This is a genomic window from Lysinibacillus antri (assembly GCF_003977595.1).
GTDB lineage: Bacteria > Bacillota > Bacilli > Bacillales_A > Planococcaceae > Ureibacillus > Ureibacillus antri.
Genome location: NZ_RYYR01000027.1, coordinates 20440 through 42422, shown reverse-complemented (window position 1 = coordinate 42422; position 21983 = coordinate 20440). Strand labels below are relative to the sequence as shown.

At 36.0% G+C, this 21983-nt stretch carries 22 protein-coding genes; all 22 read left to right on the top strand.

The annotated features are described in order from the left end of the window. Positions 1–195: 195 nt before the first annotated feature. Positions 196–963: a TatD family hydrolase gene (locus tag EK386_RS15855; protein ID WP_126660161.1), complete on the top strand. Its 768-nt coding sequence runs from the start codon at positions 196–198 to the stop codon at positions 961–963. Between the two features lie 144 nt (positions 964–1107). Then, positions 1108–2316, top strand: a complete 1209-nt coding sequence (locus tag EK386_RS15850) for a resuscitation-promoting factor (RefSeq protein WP_126660160.1) — start codon at positions 1108–1110, stop codon at positions 2314–2316. A 339-nt stretch (positions 2317–2655) separates the two neighbouring features. Further along, positions 2656–3222, top strand: coding sequence for a ribonuclease M5 (gene rnmV / locus EK386_RS15845; RefSeq protein WP_126660159.1), 567 nt, complete (start codon positions 2656–2658; stop codon positions 3220–3222). After that, complete coding sequence (gene rsmA, locus EK386_RS15840; protein ID WP_126660158.1) at positions 3215–4102, top strand: 16S rRNA (adenine(1518)-N(6)/adenine(1519)-N(6))-dimethyltransferase RsmA; 888 nt, start codon at positions 3215–3217, stop codon at positions 4100–4102. Before rnmV ends, rsmA begins: the two co-directional genes overlap by 8 nt. A gap of 149 nt (positions 4103–4251) precedes the next feature. Continuing rightward, positions 4252–4512 (top strand): biofilm formation stimulator Veg, encoded by a 261-nt coding sequence (gene veg / locus EK386_RS15835; RefSeq protein WP_126660157.1) that lies wholly within the window; start codon positions 4252–4254, stop codon positions 4510–4512. A 113-nt stretch (positions 4513–4625) separates the two neighbouring features. Next, complete coding sequence (locus tag EK386_RS15830) at positions 4626–4823, top strand: small, acid-soluble spore protein, alpha/beta type (RefSeq protein WP_126660156.1); 198 nt, start codon at positions 4626–4628, stop codon at positions 4821–4823. 317 nt (positions 4824–5140) lie between these two features. Further along, positions 5141–6007, top strand: a complete 867-nt coding sequence (gene ispE / locus EK386_RS15825; protein ID WP_126660155.1) for a 4-(cytidine 5'-diphospho)-2-C-methyl-D-erythritol kinase — start codon at positions 5141–5143, stop codon at positions 6005–6007. A gap of 122 nt (positions 6008–6129) precedes the next feature. Further along, the gene (purR, locus tag EK386_RS15820) at positions 6130–6963 is read left to right on the top strand and encodes a pur operon repressor (protein ID WP_126660154.1); all 834 of its coding nucleotides are present in this window, start codon (positions 6130–6132) and stop codon (positions 6961–6963) included. Then, on the top strand, positions 6960–7334 hold the full coding sequence (locus EK386_RS15815) for a RidA family protein (protein WP_126660153.1): 375 nt from the start codon (positions 6960–6962) through the stop codon (positions 7332–7334). The genes purR and EK386_RS15815 overlap by 4 nt, the downstream gene beginning before the upstream one ends. A 245-nt stretch (positions 7335–7579) precedes the next feature. Next, on the top strand, positions 7580–7870 hold the full coding sequence (gene spoVG, locus EK386_RS15810; RefSeq protein ID WP_126660152.1) for a septation regulator SpoVG: 291 nt from the start codon (positions 7580–7582) through the stop codon (positions 7868–7870). A gap of 259 nt (positions 7871–8129) precedes the next feature. Next, positions 8130–9494, top strand: coding sequence for a bifunctional UDP-N-acetylglucosamine diphosphorylase/glucosamine-1-phosphate N-acetyltransferase GlmU (gene glmU, locus EK386_RS15805; RefSeq protein ID WP_126660151.1), 1365 nt, complete (start codon positions 8130–8132; stop codon positions 9492–9494). Positions 9495–9526: 32 nt separating this feature from the next. After that, complete coding sequence (locus EK386_RS15800; RefSeq protein WP_126660150.1) at positions 9527–10486, top strand: ribose-phosphate diphosphokinase; 960 nt, start codon at positions 9527–9529, stop codon at positions 10484–10486. A 303-nt stretch (positions 10487–10789) separates the two neighbouring features. Beyond that, complete coding sequence (locus EK386_RS15795; RefSeq protein WP_126660149.1) at positions 10790–11407, top strand: hypothetical protein; 618 nt, start codon at positions 10790–10792, stop codon at positions 11405–11407. Between the two features lie 134 nt (positions 11408–11541). Beyond that, on the top strand, positions 11542–11715 hold the full coding sequence (locus EK386_RS15790) for an aspartyl-phosphate phosphatase Spo0E family protein (protein ID WP_126660148.1): 174 nt from the start codon (positions 11542–11544) through the stop codon (positions 11713–11715). A 274-nt stretch (positions 11716–11989) separates the two neighbouring features. Then, positions 11990–12343 (top strand): ATP-binding protein, encoded by a 354-nt coding sequence (locus EK386_RS15785; protein WP_158674448.1) that lies wholly within the window; start codon positions 11990–11992, stop codon positions 12341–12343. A gap of 125 nt (positions 12344–12468) precedes the next feature. Beyond that, positions 12469–13098, top strand: coding sequence for a 50S ribosomal protein L25/general stress protein Ctc (locus tag EK386_RS15780; protein WP_126660146.1), 630 nt, complete (start codon positions 12469–12471; stop codon positions 13096–13098). 182 nt (positions 13099–13280) lie between these two features. Next, positions 13281–13847 carry an aminoacyl-tRNA hydrolase gene (gene pth / locus EK386_RS15775; protein ID WP_126660145.1) on the top strand — a complete coding sequence of 189 codons (567 nt, stop codon included), beginning with the start codon at positions 13281–13283 and terminating at the stop codon, positions 13845–13847. A 137-nt stretch (positions 13848–13984) separates the two neighbouring features. Next, positions 13985–14212 carry an anti-sigma-F factor Fin gene (locus tag EK386_RS15770; RefSeq protein ID WP_126660144.1) on the top strand — a complete coding sequence of 76 codons (228 nt, stop codon included), beginning with the start codon at positions 13985–13987 and terminating at the stop codon, positions 14210–14212. Positions 14213–14404: 192 nt separating this feature from the next. After that, positions 14405–17920 (top strand): transcription-repair coupling factor, encoded by a 3516-nt coding sequence (mfd, locus tag EK386_RS15765; protein WP_126660143.1) that lies wholly within the window; start codon positions 14405–14407, stop codon positions 17918–17920. 180 nt (positions 17921–18100) lie between these two features. Then, positions 18101–18637, top strand: coding sequence for a stage V sporulation protein T (gene spoVT, locus EK386_RS15760; protein ID WP_126660142.1), 537 nt, complete (start codon positions 18101–18103; stop codon positions 18635–18637). Between the two features lie 262 nt (positions 18638–18899). Beyond that, on the top strand, positions 18900–20507 hold the full coding sequence (locus EK386_RS15755) for a putative polysaccharide biosynthesis protein (RefSeq protein ID WP_126660141.1): 1608 nt from the start codon (positions 18900–18902) through the stop codon (positions 20505–20507). 9 nt (positions 20508–20516) lie between these two features. Next, the gene (yabN, locus tag EK386_RS15750; protein ID WP_126660140.1) at positions 20517–21983 is read left to right on the top strand and encodes a bifunctional methyltransferase/pyrophosphohydrolase YabN; all 1467 of its coding nucleotides are present in this window, start codon (positions 20517–20519) and stop codon (positions 21981–21983) included.

Sequence of the window (21983 nt, the reverse complement as noted above, 5' to 3'; positions counted from 1 at the left end):
TTAAGCCTAAAATAGCTATCCTATTATAGTAAAATCAAGGCAAGAAAATTTTGTCGTAGGTATAATATACTAAAAACGACAAAATTAGATAAGAACAATGTCATGAAAAAGTAGTTCTTGTAACATTTCTGTAATGTAGATGTTAACTACGCAATATCACTTTTCAATAGAATAGACGATAGGAGATTGAAAACAATGTTTATAGATACACATGTCCATTTAAACGCAGATCAATACGAAGAAGATTTACAACAAGTTATCGAGAGAGCACTCGCGGCGAAAGTAGAAAAGATGGTCGTTGTTGGTTTTGATCGCAAAACAATTGAAAAAGCTATGGAATTGGCAGATGCTTATGAATTTATTTATGCAGTTATTGGCTGGCACCCGGTTGATGCAATTGATTGTACGGAAGAAGACTTACAATGGATTGAACAACTTGCGATTCATCCAAAAGTTGTCGCAATTGGCGAAACTGGATTGGATTACTATTGGGACAAGTCGCCAAAAGATATTCAACAAGAGCTGTTTCGTAAACAGATTCATTTAGCTCAAAAATTACAGCTTCCAATTGTTATACACAATCGTGATGCAACAGGAGATGTGGTTAAAATTTTACGTGAAGAAAATGCAGCAAGTGTTGGTGGCGTGATGCATTGCTTCGGGGGTAGTGTTGAAACTGCTCGTGAATGTATTGATATGAATTTCATGATTAGCTTGGGTGGACCCGTTACATTTAAAAATGCACGGATGCCAAAGGAAGTTGCAAAGGAAATCCCACTTGAGTACTTAATGATTGAAACAGATGCGCCTTACCTAGCACCACATCCATATCGAGGGAAACGTAATGAACCTTCATACGTGCCATTAGTAGCAGAAGAAATCGCTCGCCAAAAAGAATTAACAGTTGAAGAAGTTGCTAAGGCTACAACTTCCAATGCGATTAAATTCTTCAAACTCAATTAAATTAAGAATTAATTACCAATCGTCTCCGAAACTGCGTAAAGGAAGGGTTTAAGGCAATTAGATAATTTTGTAAAAAGTTAAACCGATTGACAAATCAATAAAGTAGCCCGTATAATCCAACGAGTGTCAAGGAGGCGTTTTTTCATGTCAGGAAATCCTGTGAAAAACTGGTTCTCAAAGTCATTGAGGCGTAAGCAAACACTGGTCACCAGTTTATCAGTGGTCGTGTTTGGATCTGCACTGTCATTTGTTCTTTACCAAGGGACTAAAACTCCAGTTGTTATAAATACAAATGGTGAAGAAGAAAAAATATTTACCCACGCAGAAACAGTTGAAGAACTTTTAGAAGAAAAAGAAGTGAATTTTTCAGAATACGATAAAGTTTCACCCGCGCTGGAAACAAAACTAAACAGTGGAATGACGATAGAATGGGAACAGGCAAGAGAAGTTACAATTTCAGTTGATGGAAATGAGTCAAAGGTATGGACAACTGAAAATAAAGTGAAGAACATTTTGGAAGAAGCAAATATCAAAGTAGCAGAGCACGATTTAATATCAAAAGCTCTAGATGCTGAAATAGGCGATACTAACAAAATCGATATTCAAAAGGCGTTTCAGTTAACGCTTGTCGATGGTACGACAACTAGACAAGTTTGGTCCACTTCGACTACGGTCGCTAACTTTTTAAAACAACAGGAAATTCAGCTTAATGAATTTGATCGTGTTGAAAAGGATTTGGATGCAAAAATCATTCCAGATGATAAAGTCACAATAGTTCGTGTAGAAAAGGTTACCGATGTAGTGGAAGAATCTTTAGATTTCGCAGTTGAAACGAAATCAGACTCTTCATTGCTAAAAGGAAAAGAAAAAGTAGTTACTCAAGGAGAGAAAGGAAAAGTCTCTCGAACGTATGAAGTAATTAAGGAAAATGGAGTAGTTGTGGAGAAGGTACTCCAATCAGAAGAAGTTATACAACAACCAAAAACAAAAGTTGTAGCAGTAGGAACTAAAGTTGTGACTGCGAACGTATCACGTAGTAACGATACAAGCTCAAGTTCAGGTGGAAAAGAGTTTTATGTAACGGCTACTGCGTATACACCATACTGTAATGGGTGCTCTGGAACATCTGCATCAGGAATTAACCTTAGAAATAATACAGATTTAAAGGTTATCGCTGTTGATCCAAGTGTCATCCCACTAGGAACAAAAGTATGGGTTGAGGGTTATGGTAATGCAATTGCTGGAGATACTGGCGGTTCGATTAAAGGAAATAAAATTGACGTATTAGTACACTCAGATCAGCAAGCAAGAAATTGGGGACGCAAAAAAGTCCGCATTAAAATTTTAGATTAATCTATGAAGTTATCGCTAGAATAAAAGAATATCCAAAATGTTTTTCGAGAGCTTTCCTGTAGACTAAACAGGAGAGCTCTTTTTAGTTTTGAGTTTTAGTAAAGATAAATTTAGAGTAGAACGGGTGTCTAGCTACGGGCGAGCAGTATCCGCTTTTCTATGTTAAAATGTTCAAAGATTGTTTTACTGTATAAACATAAATTTTTTTAAACAGTGGCTAGCGTTAGCGACCAGCCCCACGAGCGCGGCCTGTTCCTAGCACCTTCTTGTCGGAGTCTCCGATGCTTTTTTGGCTTACGTGAGGATGCTAGCGCTTTTCTTAAGAGGAGAGGTATATTTTTGGATATACAAGAAATTATCGTTGTTGAAGGAAAAGATGATACAACTGCAATTAAACGTGCAGTCAATGCAGATACAATTGAAACGAATGGTTCTGCTATTTCAACTGAGACATTACAAAGAATTGCCCATGCGCAAGAAAAAAGAGGGGTCATTGTATTTACAGACCCTGATTATCCAGGTAGACGGATTCGCGCTATAATTGAGGAACACGTACCTGGTGTTAAACATGCCTTTTTAGCGAAGGAAAAAACCATTGCTAAAAATGGAAAAGGGCTTGGGATTGAACATGCGCGGGATGAGGATATTCGAGAGGCACTAAAGAATGTCTATACACCAAACGTACATTTTAAAAGTGAATCAGAAATTACAATGGATGATTTAATTATGGCTAGACTGATTGGACATCCGCAGTCAAAAAATCGTCGGAAACAATTAGGGGAAATTTTGAATATTGGTATGACGAATGGTAAACAATTGCATAAAAGGCTTGCAATGTTCCAAATTACTGTAGAACAATTCGGTAAAGCAGTCGCTTTAATTAATCAGGAGGAGCACAATGAATAAAGATATCGCAACGCCTATTCGTACAAAAGAAATATTAAATAAATATGGTTTTTCATTTAAAAAAAGCTTAGGGCAAAATTTTTTAATTGACCCGAATATTTTACGTAATATAGTAAGTCATGCAAATTTAACAAAAGACAGTGGAGCAATTGAAGTTGGACCAGGGATTGGAGCCTTGACAGAACATTTAGCTCGAGCTGCAAAAAAGGTAGTGTCATTTGAAATTGACCAACGCTTATTACCTGTACTAGAAGATACATTAAGCCCATATGATAATGTGAAAATTGTCCATTCAGACATCTTAAAAGCCGACGTAAAAAAAGTTATTGATGAAGAAATGGCGGGAATAGAAGATATTATGGTCGTTGCGAACCTCCCTTACTATGTAACGACACCAATTTTAATGAAATTGCTTAATGATCGTCTCCCAATACGTGGCTATGTTGTCATGATGCAAAAAGAAGTGGCAGACCGTATTACAGCTAAACCTGGAACGAAGGAATATGGTTCACTCTCTATCGCAATCCAATATTATGTAACAGCTGAAGTGGCGATGGTAGTACCAAAAACGGTGTTTATGCCTCAACCTAATGTCGATTCTGCAGTAATCCGTTTAATTCGACATGATGCACCACCAGTCAATGTAATAAGTGAAGATTTCCTTTTTGAAGTAACTCGTGCATCTTTTGCGCAACGTAGAAAAACAATATTAAATAATTTACAGTCAGGACTTCCTTCGGGTAAGGAAAAGAAACAATTAATTATAGAAGCACTAGAAAGTAATGGTATAGACCCTACACGCCGCGGGGAAACGTTGTCCATTGAAGAGTTTGGAAAATTAGCGGATGCACTTTATCCTCACTTTGGCAATGGTCAATAATTTGAAAGATGTCGAAATTACTCGTAATATTGATTATTTTTTTATTAAAAATAAGTTGACGAAGATATTTGTCTGGTGATAAAATATTATAATTTGTTGACAATTAAACCGTTTTAAGCTATACTTGGATATAGTGAGGTGTATGCGAAATGCCAAAAACGTTAGCTGACATTAAAAAGTCTCTAGATTGTCATTTGGGTAAACGTTTGCGATTAAAAGCAAACGGAGGTCGCAAGAAAACGGTTGAGTGTGACGGTGTATTAAGTGAAACATATCACGCAGTATTCGTTGTGGAGCTTGATCAAGAAGATAATTCTTGTAAACGTGTTTCTTATAGCTACACAGATATTTTAACTGAAGCAGTTGAGATTACTTTCTTAGATGATGCACAGATTGCATTTGTCAAATAGTCTTTAGTAATTATTTTTATATTTTAAAAAAAGCACTCACAATAAGAGTGTTTTTTTTATCTTTGCACATACTACGGGTGTCAACCTACTTATTTTAAGGAGGAAAACACTGCATGGCCAGAAGAAAAGGAATCATGTCGAGTCGTCTGAAAGAAGAGATTGCCAAAGAACTCGGATTTTACGATGTAGTCGAACGTGAAGGCTGGGGTGGAATTAAGTCACGTGATGCAGGGAACATGGTAAAGCGCGCAATTGAAATGGCCCAAGAAGGTCTAGCACAGCAAGCAAACCAAAACAATTCAAATAAGTAGTCGTTGACATTTTGCCAATAGCTCCGGTTTTACGGGAGTCTATTGGCTTTTGTTTTATGGTAAAATATTTTGAAGTGAAATTTATTTATTAAAGTATAGAAAATAAGTCTCCGAAGTACACGGATGTACGAGTGCCGACAATGCCACACGATGTGGCGTTTTTGGCGACCAGTTTCTTTCAGAGCTGGGCGAGCGCCTTTCGCTTTTATTCCCTATTTGTTGGAATATATTTAAATTTTGTATGAATAGGGTAAAATAACTTTAAATATCCTTTATTTTTTAAATACAGAAAGAAGCCACGTGAGGAGGGCGACGGAATGCTTTACGTAAAAGCACCAGCAAAAATAAATTTAACCTTAGATGTTTTATATAAAAGACCTGATAATTATCATGAAGTTGAAATGATTATGACAACTGTTGATTTAGCTGATCGGATTGGTTTAGAAGTTAGAAAGGATGGATTAATTCATATTAATTCTTCAAATGGTTTCATTCCAAGTGATAATCGAAATCTTGCTTATCAAGCAGCACAGCTTATAAAAGATACATATGGGATACAAGAAGGCGTGACCATTACAATTGATAAGGAGATTCCGATTGCAGCTGGGCTTGCTGGTGGAAGTAGTGATGCTGCAGCTACGTTGAAGGGATTAAATGAACTGTGGAATTTAAACTTATCGAATGATACATTAGCGGAACTTGGTGCGAAAATTGGTTCTGATGTTTCCTTTTGTGTTTATGGTGGTACGGCATTAGCAACGGGACGTGGTGAGATTATTCAGAAGCTACCTGCACCGCCAACATGTTGGGTTGTTTTAGCTAAGCCTAAAATCGGTGTATCAACAGCGCAAGTATATGGCGGGCTGAAAATTGAAGAAGTCGAACATCCAAACACAAAACAAATGTTAGCTGCAATTGATACAAATGATTATGACTTAATGTGTGCTTCTTTAGGGAATGTTCTTGAATCTGTAACATTTAAATTACATCCAGAAGTGGTCATGATTAAGGAACAAATGAAGCGATTTGGGGCAGATGCTGTATTAATGAGTGGAAGTGGACCAACCGTTTTTGGGCTGGTAGATCACGAGTCTAGACTTAGTAGAATTTACAATGGATTAAGAGGTTTCTGTGATGAAGTTTTTGCAGTTCGTTTGTTAGGTGAACGGAATCCACTTGCTTAAATGCGTACATTTGTGTTACTTTTTCTATAAATTATTCGTGTTTACATATTCCCTGTATGTTAGTTTAAAAGGAATAGACAAAACTATCAGGTGAAATTATTATTTGTTTAGGAGAGGGTCACATGAAATGGAAGCGGAGTGAACGTCTTGTTGATATGACGTATTATTTACTTGAGCATCCGCATCAGTTAATACCGCTCACCTTTTTTTCCGAAGTTTATCAATCTGCAAAATCGTCCATTAGTGAAGATTTAACAATTGTTAAAGAAACATTTGAAGAAAAAGGAATTGGGTTGTTGATGACAGTACCTGGGGCAGCAGGTGGAGTGAAATATATCCCAAAAATGTCTGAAAAAGAAGTGCGTGAAATTATACAAATTTTAATTTCTGAACTTACCCAATCAGATCGTTTATTACCAGGTGGATATTTATTTATGACAGACTTACTTGGAAATCCAGAACTTATGAATAGAGTTGGGAAAGTATTTGCAGGTATTTTTGCTGACCAACAAATCGATGTTATTATGACCGTTGCAACAAAAGGGATTTCAATTGCCCATTCGATTGCTAGACATTTAAATGTCCCAGTAGTCGTCGTTCGTCGCGATAGTAAAGTGACGGAAGGTTCAACCGTTAGTATTAACTATGTTTCTGGTTCATCCCGTCGTATTCAGACAATGGTGCTTTCAAAACGCAGTATGAAAAGTGGACAACGTGTCCTCATAACTGATGATTTTATGAAAGTCGGAGGTACTATGAATGGAATGAAAAATCTTCTAGAAGAATTTGATTGTGAGCTTGCAGGCATTGCCGTTCTTGTTGAAGCCGAGCATGCAGATGAAACACTTGTAGACGATTATATCTCGTTAGTAAAACTCCATGCTGTGAACGAAAAAGATCGTACTATTGCTTTAAGCGAAGGGAATTATTTTTCAAAGGGAGAGAACTTAATATGAAAACAGTTTCAACAACAAACGCACCAGCAGCAATCGGACCATATGCACAAGGAATTGTAGTAAACGGAATGTTTTATAGCTCTGGTCAGATTCCACTAACTGCAGCTGGTGAACTTGTAGAAGGTGACATTGTTACTCAAACAAATCAAGTATTTGAAAATTTAAAAGCAGTTTTAGAAGCGGCTGGTAGCTCATTAGACAAAGTTGTGAAAACAACAGTATTTTTAGGCGACATGAATGATTTTGCAGCAATGAATGAAGCTTACGCTAGTCATTTTGGCGAGCACAAACCTGCTCGTTCAGCAGTGGAAGTCGCTAGATTACCAAAAGATGTTAAAGTAGAAATTGAAGTCATCGCAGTAGTTGAATAAAATTTATGCAGACGGATTCTATTAGAGTCCGTTTTTTTATATAAAAATATTATTGTGTCTACGAAATTTAGTTGTAGGTGTACGATAGTCCGCCAGTTTCTTTCGGGGCTGGGCGAACGCCTTCCACTTTTCTTATAAAAAAAACTTTTCCAATTTTTTTGAAAATTTTTATAAAATAAGAAGGGAAATATAATTTTTCGTAGAATTATATTTTAAAAGGCATCCTAGAAGAGAGGAGTGAGAGAATGGAAGTTACTGACGTTAGACTACGACGTGTCCAAACTGATGGACGTATGCGTGCTATTGCTTCCATCACACTAGATGATGAGTTTGTTGTACATGACATTCGTGTGATTGATGGAAATAATGGTTTATTTGTAGCAATGCCAAGTAAACGTACACCAGATGGCGAATTCCGTGACATTGCGCATCCAATTAATTCTGATACAAGAAATAAACTTCAAGAAGTAGTACTTGCAGCTTATCACGCTTCAAGTGAAGAAGAAGCATTACAACTTGAAGAAGCAAATGCTTAATATCAAAAAAGAGTCGTGCTTTTAAAGTGCGACTCTTTTTATTTTTACAGAAAAAAGATTTACTAGTAACTTCATACTGCTTGACCAATCGGAAATTTCCCAGATCGCCTCATAATATGAAATTTGTTTAATAATATGGATTGAAGTTAAAAATTTCCAAAGGGTGATGTCATTGATTTGTCAAGTCTGAATACCTTGAAAAACCGGTGATTTTACTATATAGTCATAAGTGAATATGAGTAAAAATGGAGGACTTGAAATGACTAACATTTTTGCAGTCATCTTGGCTGCAGGTCAGGGAACTCGCATGAAGTCCAAATTATATAAAGTGCTCCATCCAGTCTGTGGAAAGCCAATGGTGGAACATGTTGTTGATAACATTCATACGTTGAATGTTGAACGCATCGTAACGATTGTTGGTCACGGAGCTGAAAAAGTGAAGGAACAACTTGGGGAAAAGTCTGAGTATGTTCTACAAGCAGAACAACTAGGAACAGCACATGCAGTAAAGCAAGCTGAAACAATTTTAAATGATTTGGAAGGAACAACTTTAGTTGTTTGTGGCGATACACCGCTCATTCGACCAGAAACATTCAAGTCATTGTTTGAGCATCATCAAGCGCAACATGCAAAAGCTACGATACTAACTGCTGTGTCTGATAACCCAACTGGATATGGTCGTATCATAAGAGATGCGAACGGTCAGGTTTCACAAATCGTTGAACAAAAAGATGCTACACCTGAACAACAATTAGTTACAGAAATTAATACTGGGACGTATTGCTTCGATAATAAAGCATTATTTGAAGCATTGAAGCTAGTAAAAAATGAAAATGCACAAGGTGAATATTACTTACCAGATGTCATTGAAATATTACAAAAACAAGGTGAAATTGTTTCTGCTTATCAGTGTAATAATTTTGATGAAACATTAGGTGTAAATGATCGTGTTGCATTAGCACAAGCGGAAAGTATTATGCAAACGCGTATTAATGAAATGCATATGCGCAACGGGGTAACGATTGTTAGTCCAATGACAACTCATATTAGTGCAGATACAGTCATTGGTAGAGATACGGTTATTCAACCGGGTACGATAATTGAAGGTAATACTATTATCGGAGAAGACTGTATAATTGGACCGAATAGCCATATTATCGCTAGTCGTATTGGTGACCGTTCCACAGTTCAACATTCAGTAGCCACTAATAGTATAGTAGGAGAAGATACTACAGTCGGACCTTTTGCACATTTACGTCCTGATGCGAAATTAGGAAACCATGTGAAAATTGGTAATTTCGTAGAAGTAAAGAAAAGCTCATTAGCCGACCATTCAAAAGTATCTCACTTAAGCTATATTGGTGATGCTGAAGTCGGAAGTAATGTAAACATCGGTTGTGGTTCAATAACAGTCAATTACGATGGTAAAAATAAGTTCAAAACTGTAATTGAAGACAATGTATTTGTTGGGTGTAACTCAAATTTAGTTGCACCAGTAAAAATTGGTGCTGGTTCATTTATCGCTGCAGGTTCAACAATTACAAAAGAAGTACCAGAAGATGCGCTTGCGATTGCACGTGCTAGACAAGAGAATAAACTTGATTACGCAAAAAAACTTAAATAAAAATAATTTGTATAAACTTTTAGGAGGCCATCATGCCGTATCATTACGCTGATTCAAAATTAAAAATCTTTTCATTAAACTCTAACTATCCATTAGCACAAGAAATCGCAGAATTAATGGGTGTTGAACTTGGTAAATCTTCTGTAAAACATTTCAGCGATGGAGAAATCCAAATTAGTATTGAAGAAAGTATTCGTGGTTGTGACGTGTTTGTTGTACAATCAACATCTGCTCCAGTTAACGAACACTTAATGGAACTTTTAATTATGATTGATGCATTGAAACGTGCTTCTGCTCGTACAATCAATGTTGTAATGCCATACTATGGTTATGCTCGCCAAGATCGTAAAGCGAAAGCTCGTGAGCCAATTACTGCCAAATTAGTTGCTAACCTTCTTGAAACAGCTGGAGCAACACGTGTTATTGTATTAGATTTACATGCGCCGCAAATCCAAGGTTTCTTCGATGTTTTAATTGACCATCTACAAGCTGTACCAATTCTTTCTGATTACTTCAAATCAAAAGATATTAATCCAGAAGATATTTGTGTTGTATCACCAGACCATGGTGGCGTAACACGTGCACGCAAAATGGCAGAACGTTTAAAAGCACCAATTGCTATCATTGATAAACGTCGACCAAAGCCGAATGTGGCAGAAGTTATGAATATCGTAGGGAATGTTGAAGGGAAAGTGTGTATCTTAATTGATGACATTATTGATACGGCTGGAACAATTACAATCGGTGCAAATGCTCTTGTAGAAGCAGGTGCAAAAGAAGTTTATGCTTGTTGTTCACATCCAGTATTATCTGGACCTGCAATTGAGCGTATTGAAAACTCTTCAATTAAAGAATTAGTGGTTACAAACACAATTCAATTATCAGAAGAAAAATTATCACCAAAAGTTAAACAACTTTCTGTGGCAAACTTAATGGCTGAAGCAATTTCTCGCGTATACGAAAACAAATCAGTTAGTACATTATTTGATTAATATACTTTAAAAACAAAGTCGATTTATTCGGCTTTGTTTTTTTATTGAATAAATTAAAAGATTGACGATAAATAGAAGGGAAGTTTGAGTAAATAATTGATAGTTGAAAGTAAGAATTTTTAAAATATCTATAGAATGGTGTAAGAAAATAAGTTATTATATATAATAATTTAGTGAATGTATTATACAATGGGACTTACTGTGGTCTCTTATAAAAATAAGAATTAGCCTTTATAAATTTAACCTCATCGATATCACATATTATTTTAATATATTTAATGAACGTTAATAGGTGGGTTGGAGATGAATAGTAAAATTACTATTGATAGAAGTTTAATGTATGTACAACAATATCAAATTGATAAGTTTTGTTCGATTGCAGAGAGAATGAGGAGATTTTGGTACATTATTGGAAATCGTAAAAACACTTCAGAAGCTGATGCATGGAGTATGGTGTTTAACGCCTGGTTAATTTTATTACCGGATGAGTCTCGAATCATTCAGTCAGTAGAGAAGTCTATCTATTATAGTCCGAATCTTTTGATTTTCGAAGCGGTAAAGCGGGACAAAGCTATACAAAGTTTAAAGAGACGTTCTAGTGGCAATGAAGAGTTAAATTTCCTTTTATCTTTAAAAATTGCAATAGTTATAGGAACTTGGGCAGTAAGTGTATTAGAGAAATATCATTTAATGGATATCATTGATCGAAATAAAACATGGGTAAACTACGAGTCACATAATAGTGCAATAATTGATATGGATAGTTATTTAAAAGACCAAGCAAGATTTACAAAAGCAGTAGTTGAAGAGCTAAACTCAACAAATACTTTTCAAGAATTAATAAAAAAGTGTTGCTCGGAATCATATGCTCTCTTTGTCGATAACTTCGGAAAATCACAATATGATAATGTACATATGTAATGGATAAGACCCTAAATATCTATTTAAACTTTTAATAAAATAATTTAAAATTCTCAATAACATAATATTCCATTATTCCTAATTTTATTATATAATAGGTGAAATTTCTGCTATATTAATTAGGGGGCAACGTAATGGAGGGACACTGTTTAACCGACATAGAGTTAGAAGATGAATTTTTTAAATTACAAGCACGTATGATAGATGTTGGTATTTTAAAGGGTTTAACCCATCCAGAAACTATTAAATATAGTCAAGAGTTAGATATGATCATTAATCATTTCCAGAAAGTAAGTTCTCAATATTAATTTTTGCAATTAAATAAAGTTTCCAAAAGTGCAAAAAGCATCTCCATAGGTGTTTTTATGCACTTTTTTATAATTATTAAAAGAGAATCAAGATCACGCATATTTAGATACAATGGAATCGGAACTAGATAAAGCGCTAGACACCCTTCAAAACTTGCTGCAAGTCTCTAAACCTGATTTATTAGACGAGCCTTAAGCACCTATTAACTTATGTATGGAACTAGAGTCTCTCTTATTTTTATTCCAAGATAAACTGTATAATGTGAAAGCTGAAATGAAATTTAGTGATGCAGATCGAAACGTAGTGGGTAAAAGGAATTTATTGCTTAAAACATTTTTTAACCTGTTCAAAAACGCCATTGAAGCTATTCCAGAAAAAGGGGTAACTCGAATTGAGAATTTTTACAAAAATGGATGGATTCATATAAAAATGAGTGATACTGGTGTGGGAATCTCAGAAGAAAAATTAAAGATGCTAGGAACACCATTTTTCACTACCAAAAATAACAGAACAGGGCTAGGTCTTACTCAAGTCTATACAACGATTTACGATCATGGTGACGATATTTCTGTACAGAGCCTTATTGGGGTAGGGACGATTTTTCATATCCAACTTCCAGCACAATAAATATGCTTATTCTCAGAACAAAAATAATCCATACTAAATTATGATTTTTATACCCCTTCTGTTTAGTAACACACAAATATAGACATACTAGAAAATGTTACTATTTGCAGAAAAGGGGTAAAACTATGGATATTGTATTACAAGCGAAGAGACGAACGAAAGGTGCTCGTTCAACTTTAACAAAACTTCGAAAAGAGGGTCAGCTGCCTGCAGTCATTTATGGTTATAACGTGGAGGCAGTGCCTGTATACCTAGACTATAAAGAAACGGCTAAAGCTGTACAAAAGTTTGGTCGTACAAGTGTGTTTAAAATTGATATTGAAGGTAAACAAGTGAATGCCGTTTTAAACGAAGTACAAAGATGTGCTATGAAAGGTTTAGTGAAACATGTAGACTTCTTATCGATCAACATGGCCGAGGAATTGGAAGTGGCAGTACCAGTTTCGATTATTGGGGAAGCAGTAGGTGTACGTGAGGGTGGCGTTTTAACTCAACCTATCCGTGAGATTACGATTAAAGTAAAACCATCAGATATACCTGAATCGATAGAAGTAGATGTTTCAAATTTAGCGATGAATGAGTCACTGTCTATTTTAGATATTCGAGGGTCAATTGCATATACGGTTGTTAATGCTGATGAGGATGTTTTAGCAACGGTTACGCCTCCTGTTGTTATTAATGATGATACGGCAGGACAAGGTGATACAGAGAACCAGGATATAAAAGCATCGGGAGCACCTGAATCTGAAAACTAATGATTTAATAAAATGTATGGGTTATTTGCTCATACATTTTTATTTTATGAAAAAGAAGGATAATGGGAATGAGAAGGTAATATTAATACATACGAGCGAAAAATTATAAAGGATTAGTTTTAGTTTTTTAAACAGTCATATGGTAAAATAGGCTACGATTAGTGAATAAAGGATGAGAAATCATGAAATTGATTATTGGATTAGGGAATCCAGGAAAACAATATGAATATACACGTCATAATATAGGATTTGAATGTATTGATGCCCTTTCAAAAAAATGGGATGCACCGTTGAATCAAATGAAATTTAATGGAATGTTTGCAACCGTACATCGTCCAGAAGGAAAGGTTATATTATTAAAACCTTTAACATATATGAACTTATCTGGAGAATCTGTTCGTCCATTAATGGATTATTTTGATATAGATATAGAAGATATTATCGTTATTTATGATGATTTAGATTTAGAAACAGGAAAGCTTCGATTACGTCAAAAAGGTAGTGCAGGTGGTCATAACGGCATTAAATCATTGATACAGCATCTAGGGACACAGGAATTTAATCGAATCCGTGTGGGCATTAGTCGACCACCAGCAGGGATGAAAGTTCCAGATTACGTTTTATCAAAGTTTTCAAAAGAGGACGACCCAATTATAAAAGATGCTATCGAAAAAACTGTAGCAGCGGTTGAAACTTCTTTAACGAAAAAGTTTTTAGATGTCATGAGCGAATTTAACGCAATTGGATAGTGGATTCATCAAGCTAGTTAAGCGAATATTCGTCGTTCTAAGGACGAGATGATGTGTGCATAATTTAGAAAAAATAGGTCCATACTTTGAGTAGGTCAGCGTTTGTTAAGCTACATACTTAAAGGAGGACGATTCTAATGCCTGTTCGTTATCGTTGCCGCCATTGCGAAACTGAAATTGGAACTTTACCATTTGATGCAGATGAAACGATTAAAAAAATGCATTTATTCGAAATTGGAGAAATTGACGATTATATTGAAAAAGATGAGCACGGTGATACTACAGTGCATTGTATTTGTGAACACTGTGAGGACTCTTTAAGACAATTCCCTGATTATTATGCATTGAAAAATTGGCTTCAATAAGTGGAGATCGAATAAAATAACGGGTTATAGGAAGATGCTTTGGTTCAAAAGTGAAACCAAGGCTTCTTCCACTTTTTAAAGAAAAGCTAGCCGCTATTCAATTTATGTAAATTTATACATCATTTGAATTTCTTAATAATCATCATATGTATATACATAATATTACTCTTTTTAATAGAAGGGGGTTTAGGAATGGACGTTTTACATCAATTATTCTCTCAAGATAGACATATAAATTCGTTTATTCAGCAAATTGGCGAACAAGCTTATGATTCGCAACTTATTACAGGGTTAACGGGAAGTGCTAGACCTGTATTAATTCATAGCATTTTTAAACAATTAAAAAGGTCGATTTATATTTTATCGCCTAACCTTTTACAGGCGCAAAAACTAGTGGATGATTTATCCTCTTTAGTTGGGGAAGACTATGTATACTATTATCCAGCAGATGAGTTTATTGCTGCGGATTTAACAATTGCTTCACCCGAATTAAGAGCCAACCGTATCGCAACACTCGACCATTTAGTGAAGAATGACTTAGGGATCTATGTAATTCCAATTGCAGGAATGCGGAAAATGATGACACCTGTAGCACAATGGAAAAGCGCATTTTTAGAAGCATCCATTGGCAAGGAAATTGACATTGAGGAATGGTTACTGCAGTTAGTCAAAATGGGGTATACAAGAGGACAAATGGTAACAACGCCAGGTGAGTTTGCATTACGTGGGGGAATATTAGATGTTTACCCACCTTATGCAGAGTCACCTATTCGTATTGAGCTTTTTGATGTGGAAATTGATTCCATTCGCACATTTTCAGCAGATGACCAACGCTCAATTGACAGGTTAGAATCCATTCAAATTTTGCCTGCAACTGAATTGCTTTTAACAACCGAACAAAGATTTGAATTAGCAGAAAGACTCGAAATTGCGCTTGGTCGAAGCTTGAAAAAAGTGAAGAAACAGGAAGTACAAGAAGCGCTTTATCAAAATATTGAATACGATATCGAAATGTTAAAGCAAGGAAACATTCCGAATCATGTAACAAAATACGGTTCGCTGTTATATGATGAAATTTCCTTTTTAGGTGATTACTTTGCAAAAGATGGAATAGTTCTTTTTGACGAATTAGGCCGTATACAAGAAGTAATGGACGCTTGGGAGAAAGAAGAAGAAGATTGGTTTATGTCATTAATTGAAGAAGGAAAAATCGTTCATGATGTGAATCCATCCTTTGCATTTAAAGAAGTCGTTTCGATGATTGAGCAGCAAAAGCTTTACTTTGCCCTTTTTGCAAGGACCTTTGCTGGGGTGACATTTAAAAAGACAACGAACTTTTCTTGTAAGCCAATGCAACAGTTCCACGGACAAATAGAACTGCTAAAAAATGAGGTTGAACGTTGGAGTCAAGAGAGTTTTACGGTTCTCTTTGTTGCAGAAGGTAAAGAGCGCATAAAGAAAATGCAAAGTTTACTTGAAGAATATGATATCCATAGTTTACTAGGTACGCCAAAAGAAGCTGGTATTTATTTAGTTGATGGTTCTTTGCAAACTGGGTTTGAGCTTCCTTTACAGCGAATTGCTATTGTGACAGATGATGAATTATTTAAGCAGCAAGCCAAAAGAAAACCACGTCGTCAGCAAAAAATGTCAAATGCTGAACGGATAAAAAGTTATACCGAGATTAAACCGGGTGACTATGTTGTACATGTTCACCATGGGATTGGGAAATATATTGGTATTGAAACGTTAGAAGTAAATGGGACACATAAAGACTATCTTCATATTCGCTATCGTGCCGATGATAAATTGTACGTTCCCGTCGATCAAATTGACTTAATCCAAAAATACGTTGCCTCTGAAGGGAAAGAGCCAAAGCTTCATAAACTTGGTGGCGCTGAGTGGAAAAAGACAAAAGCAAAAGTTTCATCAGCTGTTAATGATATTGCGGACGATTTAATCAAGCTTTATGCAAAACGAGAGGCTGAAAAAGGATATGCTTTTGCACCGGACACAGATGAACAACGGAATTTTGAAGCTTCTTTCCCATATGAAGAAACAGAGGACCAATTACGTTCGATTATTGAAGTGAAGAGAGATATGGAACGAGAACGCCCAATGGATCGACTAGTATGTGGAGACGTGGGTTACGGAAAAACAGAGGTAGCGATTCGTGCTGCGTTTAAAGCGATTATGGATGGTAAACAAGTAGCATTTCTTGTACCAACAACGATTTTAGCCCAACAACATTATGAATCCATTCAAGAGCGATTCCAGGAGTACGCTATTAATGTAGGGCTACTTAGTCGTTTTAGAACGAAAAAACAACAAACGGAGACAATTAAGGGCCTAAAAGAAGGAACCGTTGATATGGTCATTGGAACCCATCGTATTTTATCGAAGGATCTTGTCTTCCATGATTTAGGTTTATTAATTGTTGATGAAGAGCAGCGATTTGGTGTTACTCATAAAGAAAAAATTAAACAATTAAAAACGAATGTCGACGTGTTAACTTTAACAGCAACTCCAATTCCAAGAACATTACATATGTCAATGGTTGGGGTAAGAGATTTGTCTGTTATTGAAACACCGCCACAAAATCGTTTCCCTGTTCAAACGTATGTGATGGAGTATAACGGAGCACTGATTCGTGAAGCGATTGAAAGGGAAATGGCAAGGGGCGGACAAACGTTTTACTTATATAATCGAGTAGAAGATATGACAAGAAAAGTAGAAGAAATCCAAATGCTTGTGCCTGAAGCGCGAGTTGGTTATGCGCATGGGAAAATGACCGAAACACAATTAGAATCGGTTATTTTAAATTTCCTTGATGGAGAATATGATGTACTTGTTACAACGACTATTATCGAAACGGGCGTAGATATTCCGAATGTGAATACACTGATTGTTCATGATGCAGATCGGATGGGCTTATCCCAGTTGTATCAATTGCGCGGACGAGTAGGGCGATCTAACCGTATTGCGTATGCATATTTTATGTATCAACGTGATAAGGTGCTAACAGATGTAGCCGAGCAAAGACTTCAAGCCATAAAAGAATTCACAGAACTAGGATCAGGATTTAAAATAGCGATGCGAGATTTATCCATTCGAGGTGCCGGGAACTTATTAGGGGCACAACAACATGGATTTATTGATTCTGTGGGGTATGATTTATACTCGCAAATGTTAGAGGAAGCTATAGTTGAACGACAAACGGGTGTGAAAAAGGAAGATATTCCAGATGTTGAAATTATCCTACACACGGACGCCTATATACCGGACAAATATATTCCAGATGGATATCAAAAAATCCAAATGTATAAACGAATTAAATCGATGGACCGTATTGATGACTATAACGAGATTATCGATGAACTTCATGACCGTTTTGGTGATTTACCAGATGAAACAGAAAAGTTATTACGCATTGCTCGTATAAAAGTATGGGCGTTGGAAGCGGGAATAACGGCGATTAAAGAAAAGCAAAAAATTATTTCAATTTATTTATCAGAAGAAGGAACGGCAAAAGTCGATGGAAGTGTCATTGTCGCAGATTCGATGAAGTTTGACCGAGCAGTAGGATTTGAAATGGATGGTGCAAAGTTAACGCTTACTATTGATGAGAAGAAATGTGGAAAATATGATTCCTTCGATGTGTTAGAACAAATGGTAGAAATCGTGGCAAAGGCTAAAAAAGAGCAATAATCATGGTCTCGGCATAGCATTTATACCTGACAGAAAGTAAATTATTCAATCAATAACGGTTTTTATGTAGTAAAATACTTAGAATTTCATCCTCTTCATACACTTTTTGCATACATTGGCCAAATATTATCCATACTATCAATGTGAATCAAAAATTGATTTCGAAAGAGAGGCAACTAGATGAAAGCAACAGGAATTGTCCGTCGTATTGATGATTTAGGCCGAGTAGTTATTCCTAAAGAAATTCGCAGAACAATGCGAATTCGTGAAGGTGATCCATTAGAAATTTACACTGATAGAGAAGGAGAAGTTATCTTAAAAAAATATTCTCCTATAAATGACTTAAGCGAGTTTGCTAAAGAATATGTGGATTCCCTTTACGAAACAGTTGGTACACCAGCACTAATTAGCGATCGAGATGAAATGATTGCGGTAGCTGGGTTATCAAAAAAGGAATATACAAATCGTCGTCTTTCAGTATTTGCTGAGGACTTTATGAAGCAACGTTCTGTAATCAGTGAAAAAACAGAAACAACAATTGAGCTGATTCCAGGACAGTTTGAGCAAGTAAAATCTTACTGTGTAGCGCCGATTATTACAAATGGTGATGCAATTGGGGCAGTATACCTCATTTCAAAAGTGCATGCCATTACGGAAGTTGAGCAAAAAGCAGCTGAAACGGCCGCAAATTTCTTAGCAAAACAAATGGAAAACTAAATAACATAAAATACGTCTCTGTAACAGGAGGCGTTTTTATATGGGGAGTTTTTTATATCCTTTTTAAATTGTGCTTAGTGTAAGGTCCGCTCATATTTTAAGTTTGCTTCTAACATTTTCTGGACTTAGTACGCAGCTTACAGTGGTAGGCTGCGCTTCCTAAGAAATTGACTTTACCTCCAGTACCATCAAGAGCTGGGCGAGCGCCTTACGCTTTTCTCTGATATACTATTTTTAGTTTTAGGAAGAAAGAGGAATTATAATGGCAAATAAGTTCGGGATGAAGGGGTATATGAAGGGGGCTTTGTTATTAACAATTGCCGCATTGCTCGTGAAGATATTGAGTGCCATTTACCGTGTCCCTTTTCAAAACTTAGTTGGTGATCAAGGTTTTTACATATATCAACAAGTGTATCCGTTTATTTCAATATTTGTTGTTTGGACATCGGGTGGTTTTGCCGTGGCTATTTCTAAAATGTTAGCTGATGCCGAATCAAATGCCATGTCTATTGAACAAAAAAGCATGATTACTCGTACAATCTTTCTGTACTTAACAACCTTATCCATCGTATTTTTTAGTCTTTTATTTTTTGGAGCTACTCAACTAGCTCACATGATGGGTGATATTCAATTAGCCCCGTTATTAAAAACAGGGGCATTTGTAACGTTATTTATGCCAATGCTCGCATTATTAAAAGGTGCGTTTCAATCGAAAGGTGATATGGCCCCAGTTGCTTATGCGCAAGTTTTTGAGCAATTTGTTCGTGTTTGTATTATTTTAGTGGGTGCATTTATGATCATGCAAACATCCAAATCCCTATATGCTGCAGGAAATATGGCTGTCTTCGGAACAATTATAGGGGAAGTAGCGGGAGTAGTATTATTACTATACTTTTCAAAGAAATCAAGTCTGCTAGTAAAACCTCAAAAAATTATACAACAACCGAAATGGCCGATTCTTAAAGAAGTAACTGTTTTAAGCTTAAGTGTAAGTATGAGTAGTTTACTTTTGCTTTGCTTTCAACTAATTGACTCCTTTACGGTATTTTCTCTATTAGTAGAAAATGGGATGGAAAAAATGAATGCAATGGAGACAAAAGGAATCTATGATCGTGGACAACCACTTGTTCAGTTAGGAGTGACAATTGCTTCATCCTTATCACTAGCCATTGTCCCATTAATTGCTTATCATTCTAAGCAAAAGAGTGGCAGAGGTCCTGTTCCTTTTATTCAATTGACATTCCGTGCTTCGGTTTTACTTGCGGTGGCAGCATCGCTAGGGTTAGTGATTGTCATGCCTTATGTGAACGAAATGTTATTTGAAACAAGCGTATTATCCAATGTGTTAATCGTGTATGTTTTGCAAATTGTTCCCCTTTCCATCATTTTAACTTTCACAGCGATGCTACAAGGGATGGATAAGTTGAAAATTCCTGCTGTGATTTTAATAGTGGCAATCCTAGTAAAATATATTGGCAATCATTTATTCATTCCGCAATTTGGCGTCTTAGGAGCAGCGGTTACAAGTGATATCGGACTATTTTTAAGTGCAAGTTTACTAATCATTTATTTGAAAAGATTAATGGGTATTCAATTAGCAAAACAGGCATTTTACATAAAGTTAATCTTTGCAAGTATAGGTATGACTGTATCGGTATTCATTATGGATAAACTATTACAAACATTAAATCACTTTATTACAGGTAGACTAGAGGCAGTTGTTGTTGGTGGAAGTTTGATTTTCATAGGGGCTTTTATCTTTTTAACGATTGTCGCAAAAACAAAAATTTTAGCAGAAAAAGAATGGTTTATGTTGCCCTTTGGACGAAAAATGGCCATTTATCAGCTGTTTTTAAATAAAAAGAAGTAGGTGAAGGAAATGCATCAATTAACGGTTATCGGTCTAGGTGCTGGTGATTTAGACCAATTGCAAATGGGTGTTTATAAAAAGTTAAAATCGGCAAGTAAAATATATGTTCGTACTATGGATCATCCTGTTGTGAAAGAATTACAACAAGAGGGTGTTGTGTTCGAAAGTTTTGATGCAGTATACGAAAAGCATGAAACCTTTCAACCGGTATATGAGGAAATTAGTCAAAAGCTAATAGAAATGGCACAAATGGAGCCTATTATGTATGCGGTACCGGGCCATCCTTTAGTGGCAGAGCAAACTGTTCAATTACTGATTGCGGCTATGTTGGAAGGGAAAATAGATGTAAAAATTGAAGGTGGTCAAAGCTTTTTAGACCCAATTTTTGGTGCGCTAAAAATTGATCCAATTGATGGTTTTCAATTGTTAGACGGGACGAATTTTTCAATTCATGATGTAAATATGCGCGGTCATGTTTTAATTGCTCAAGTGTATGATTCCTTTAGTGCATCAGAAGTGAAGTTAACCTTAATGGAAAAATACCGTGATGATTATCCTGTAACAATTGTAACGGCTGCAGGTTCCTCAACTGAAAAGCTTACAACGGTTCCTTTATATGAATTGGATCAAGCTGTTGAAATTAATAATTTAACAACAATCTATGTGCCACCTGTTGAAAATGATTTGGATGCGCTTCGTGATTGGACTACATTTAGGAAGATTATTGCGACATTACGAGGTCCAAACGGTTGCCCTTGGGATCAAAAACAAACCCATGAAAGCTTAAAGAAATATTTAATTGAAGAGGCGCACGAATTTTTAGCAGCAATTGATGAAGAAGATGACTTTGCAATGGTAGATGAATTAGGCGATGTTTTATTGCAAGTGTTCTTACATGCTCAAATTGGTGAAGATGCAGGCTATTTTAATTTAGAAGAAGTACTCGCTTCGATTAGTGAAAAAATGATACGCCGTCATCCTCATGTGTTTGGGGATGTAAATGTAGAAGATGCCGAAGAAGTCGTGGCCAATTGGGAAGAAATTAAACGAGCAGAAAAAGGGGAACAATCGGGTTCGATGTTAAAAGGTGAGTATCGCGCAAGTTCTTCTCTACAAACTTCTTATAACTATCAAAAAAAGGCGGCCTCTGTAGGGTTTGATTGGCCAAATGCTGATGGAGCATGGGATAAGTTTGCCGAAGAATGGCAGGAGTTTAGAGACGAAGTGACGAAGGGTACAGCTAAGGCACGTTTAGATGAGTTTGGCGATGTATTATTTACACTGGTAAATATCGCGCGCTTTTATAAAATATCACCTGAGGAAGCAATGATTCATGCGAATGAGAAATTTGCTCGTAGATTTAAGTTTGTAGAAGAACAGGTGAAAATGAGTGGGAAATCCTTTAATGAATTTACGTTAGAACAGCTAGATTCATTTTGGAATGAAGCAAAAGCTTTAGAGAAAAAGGAGAATTAG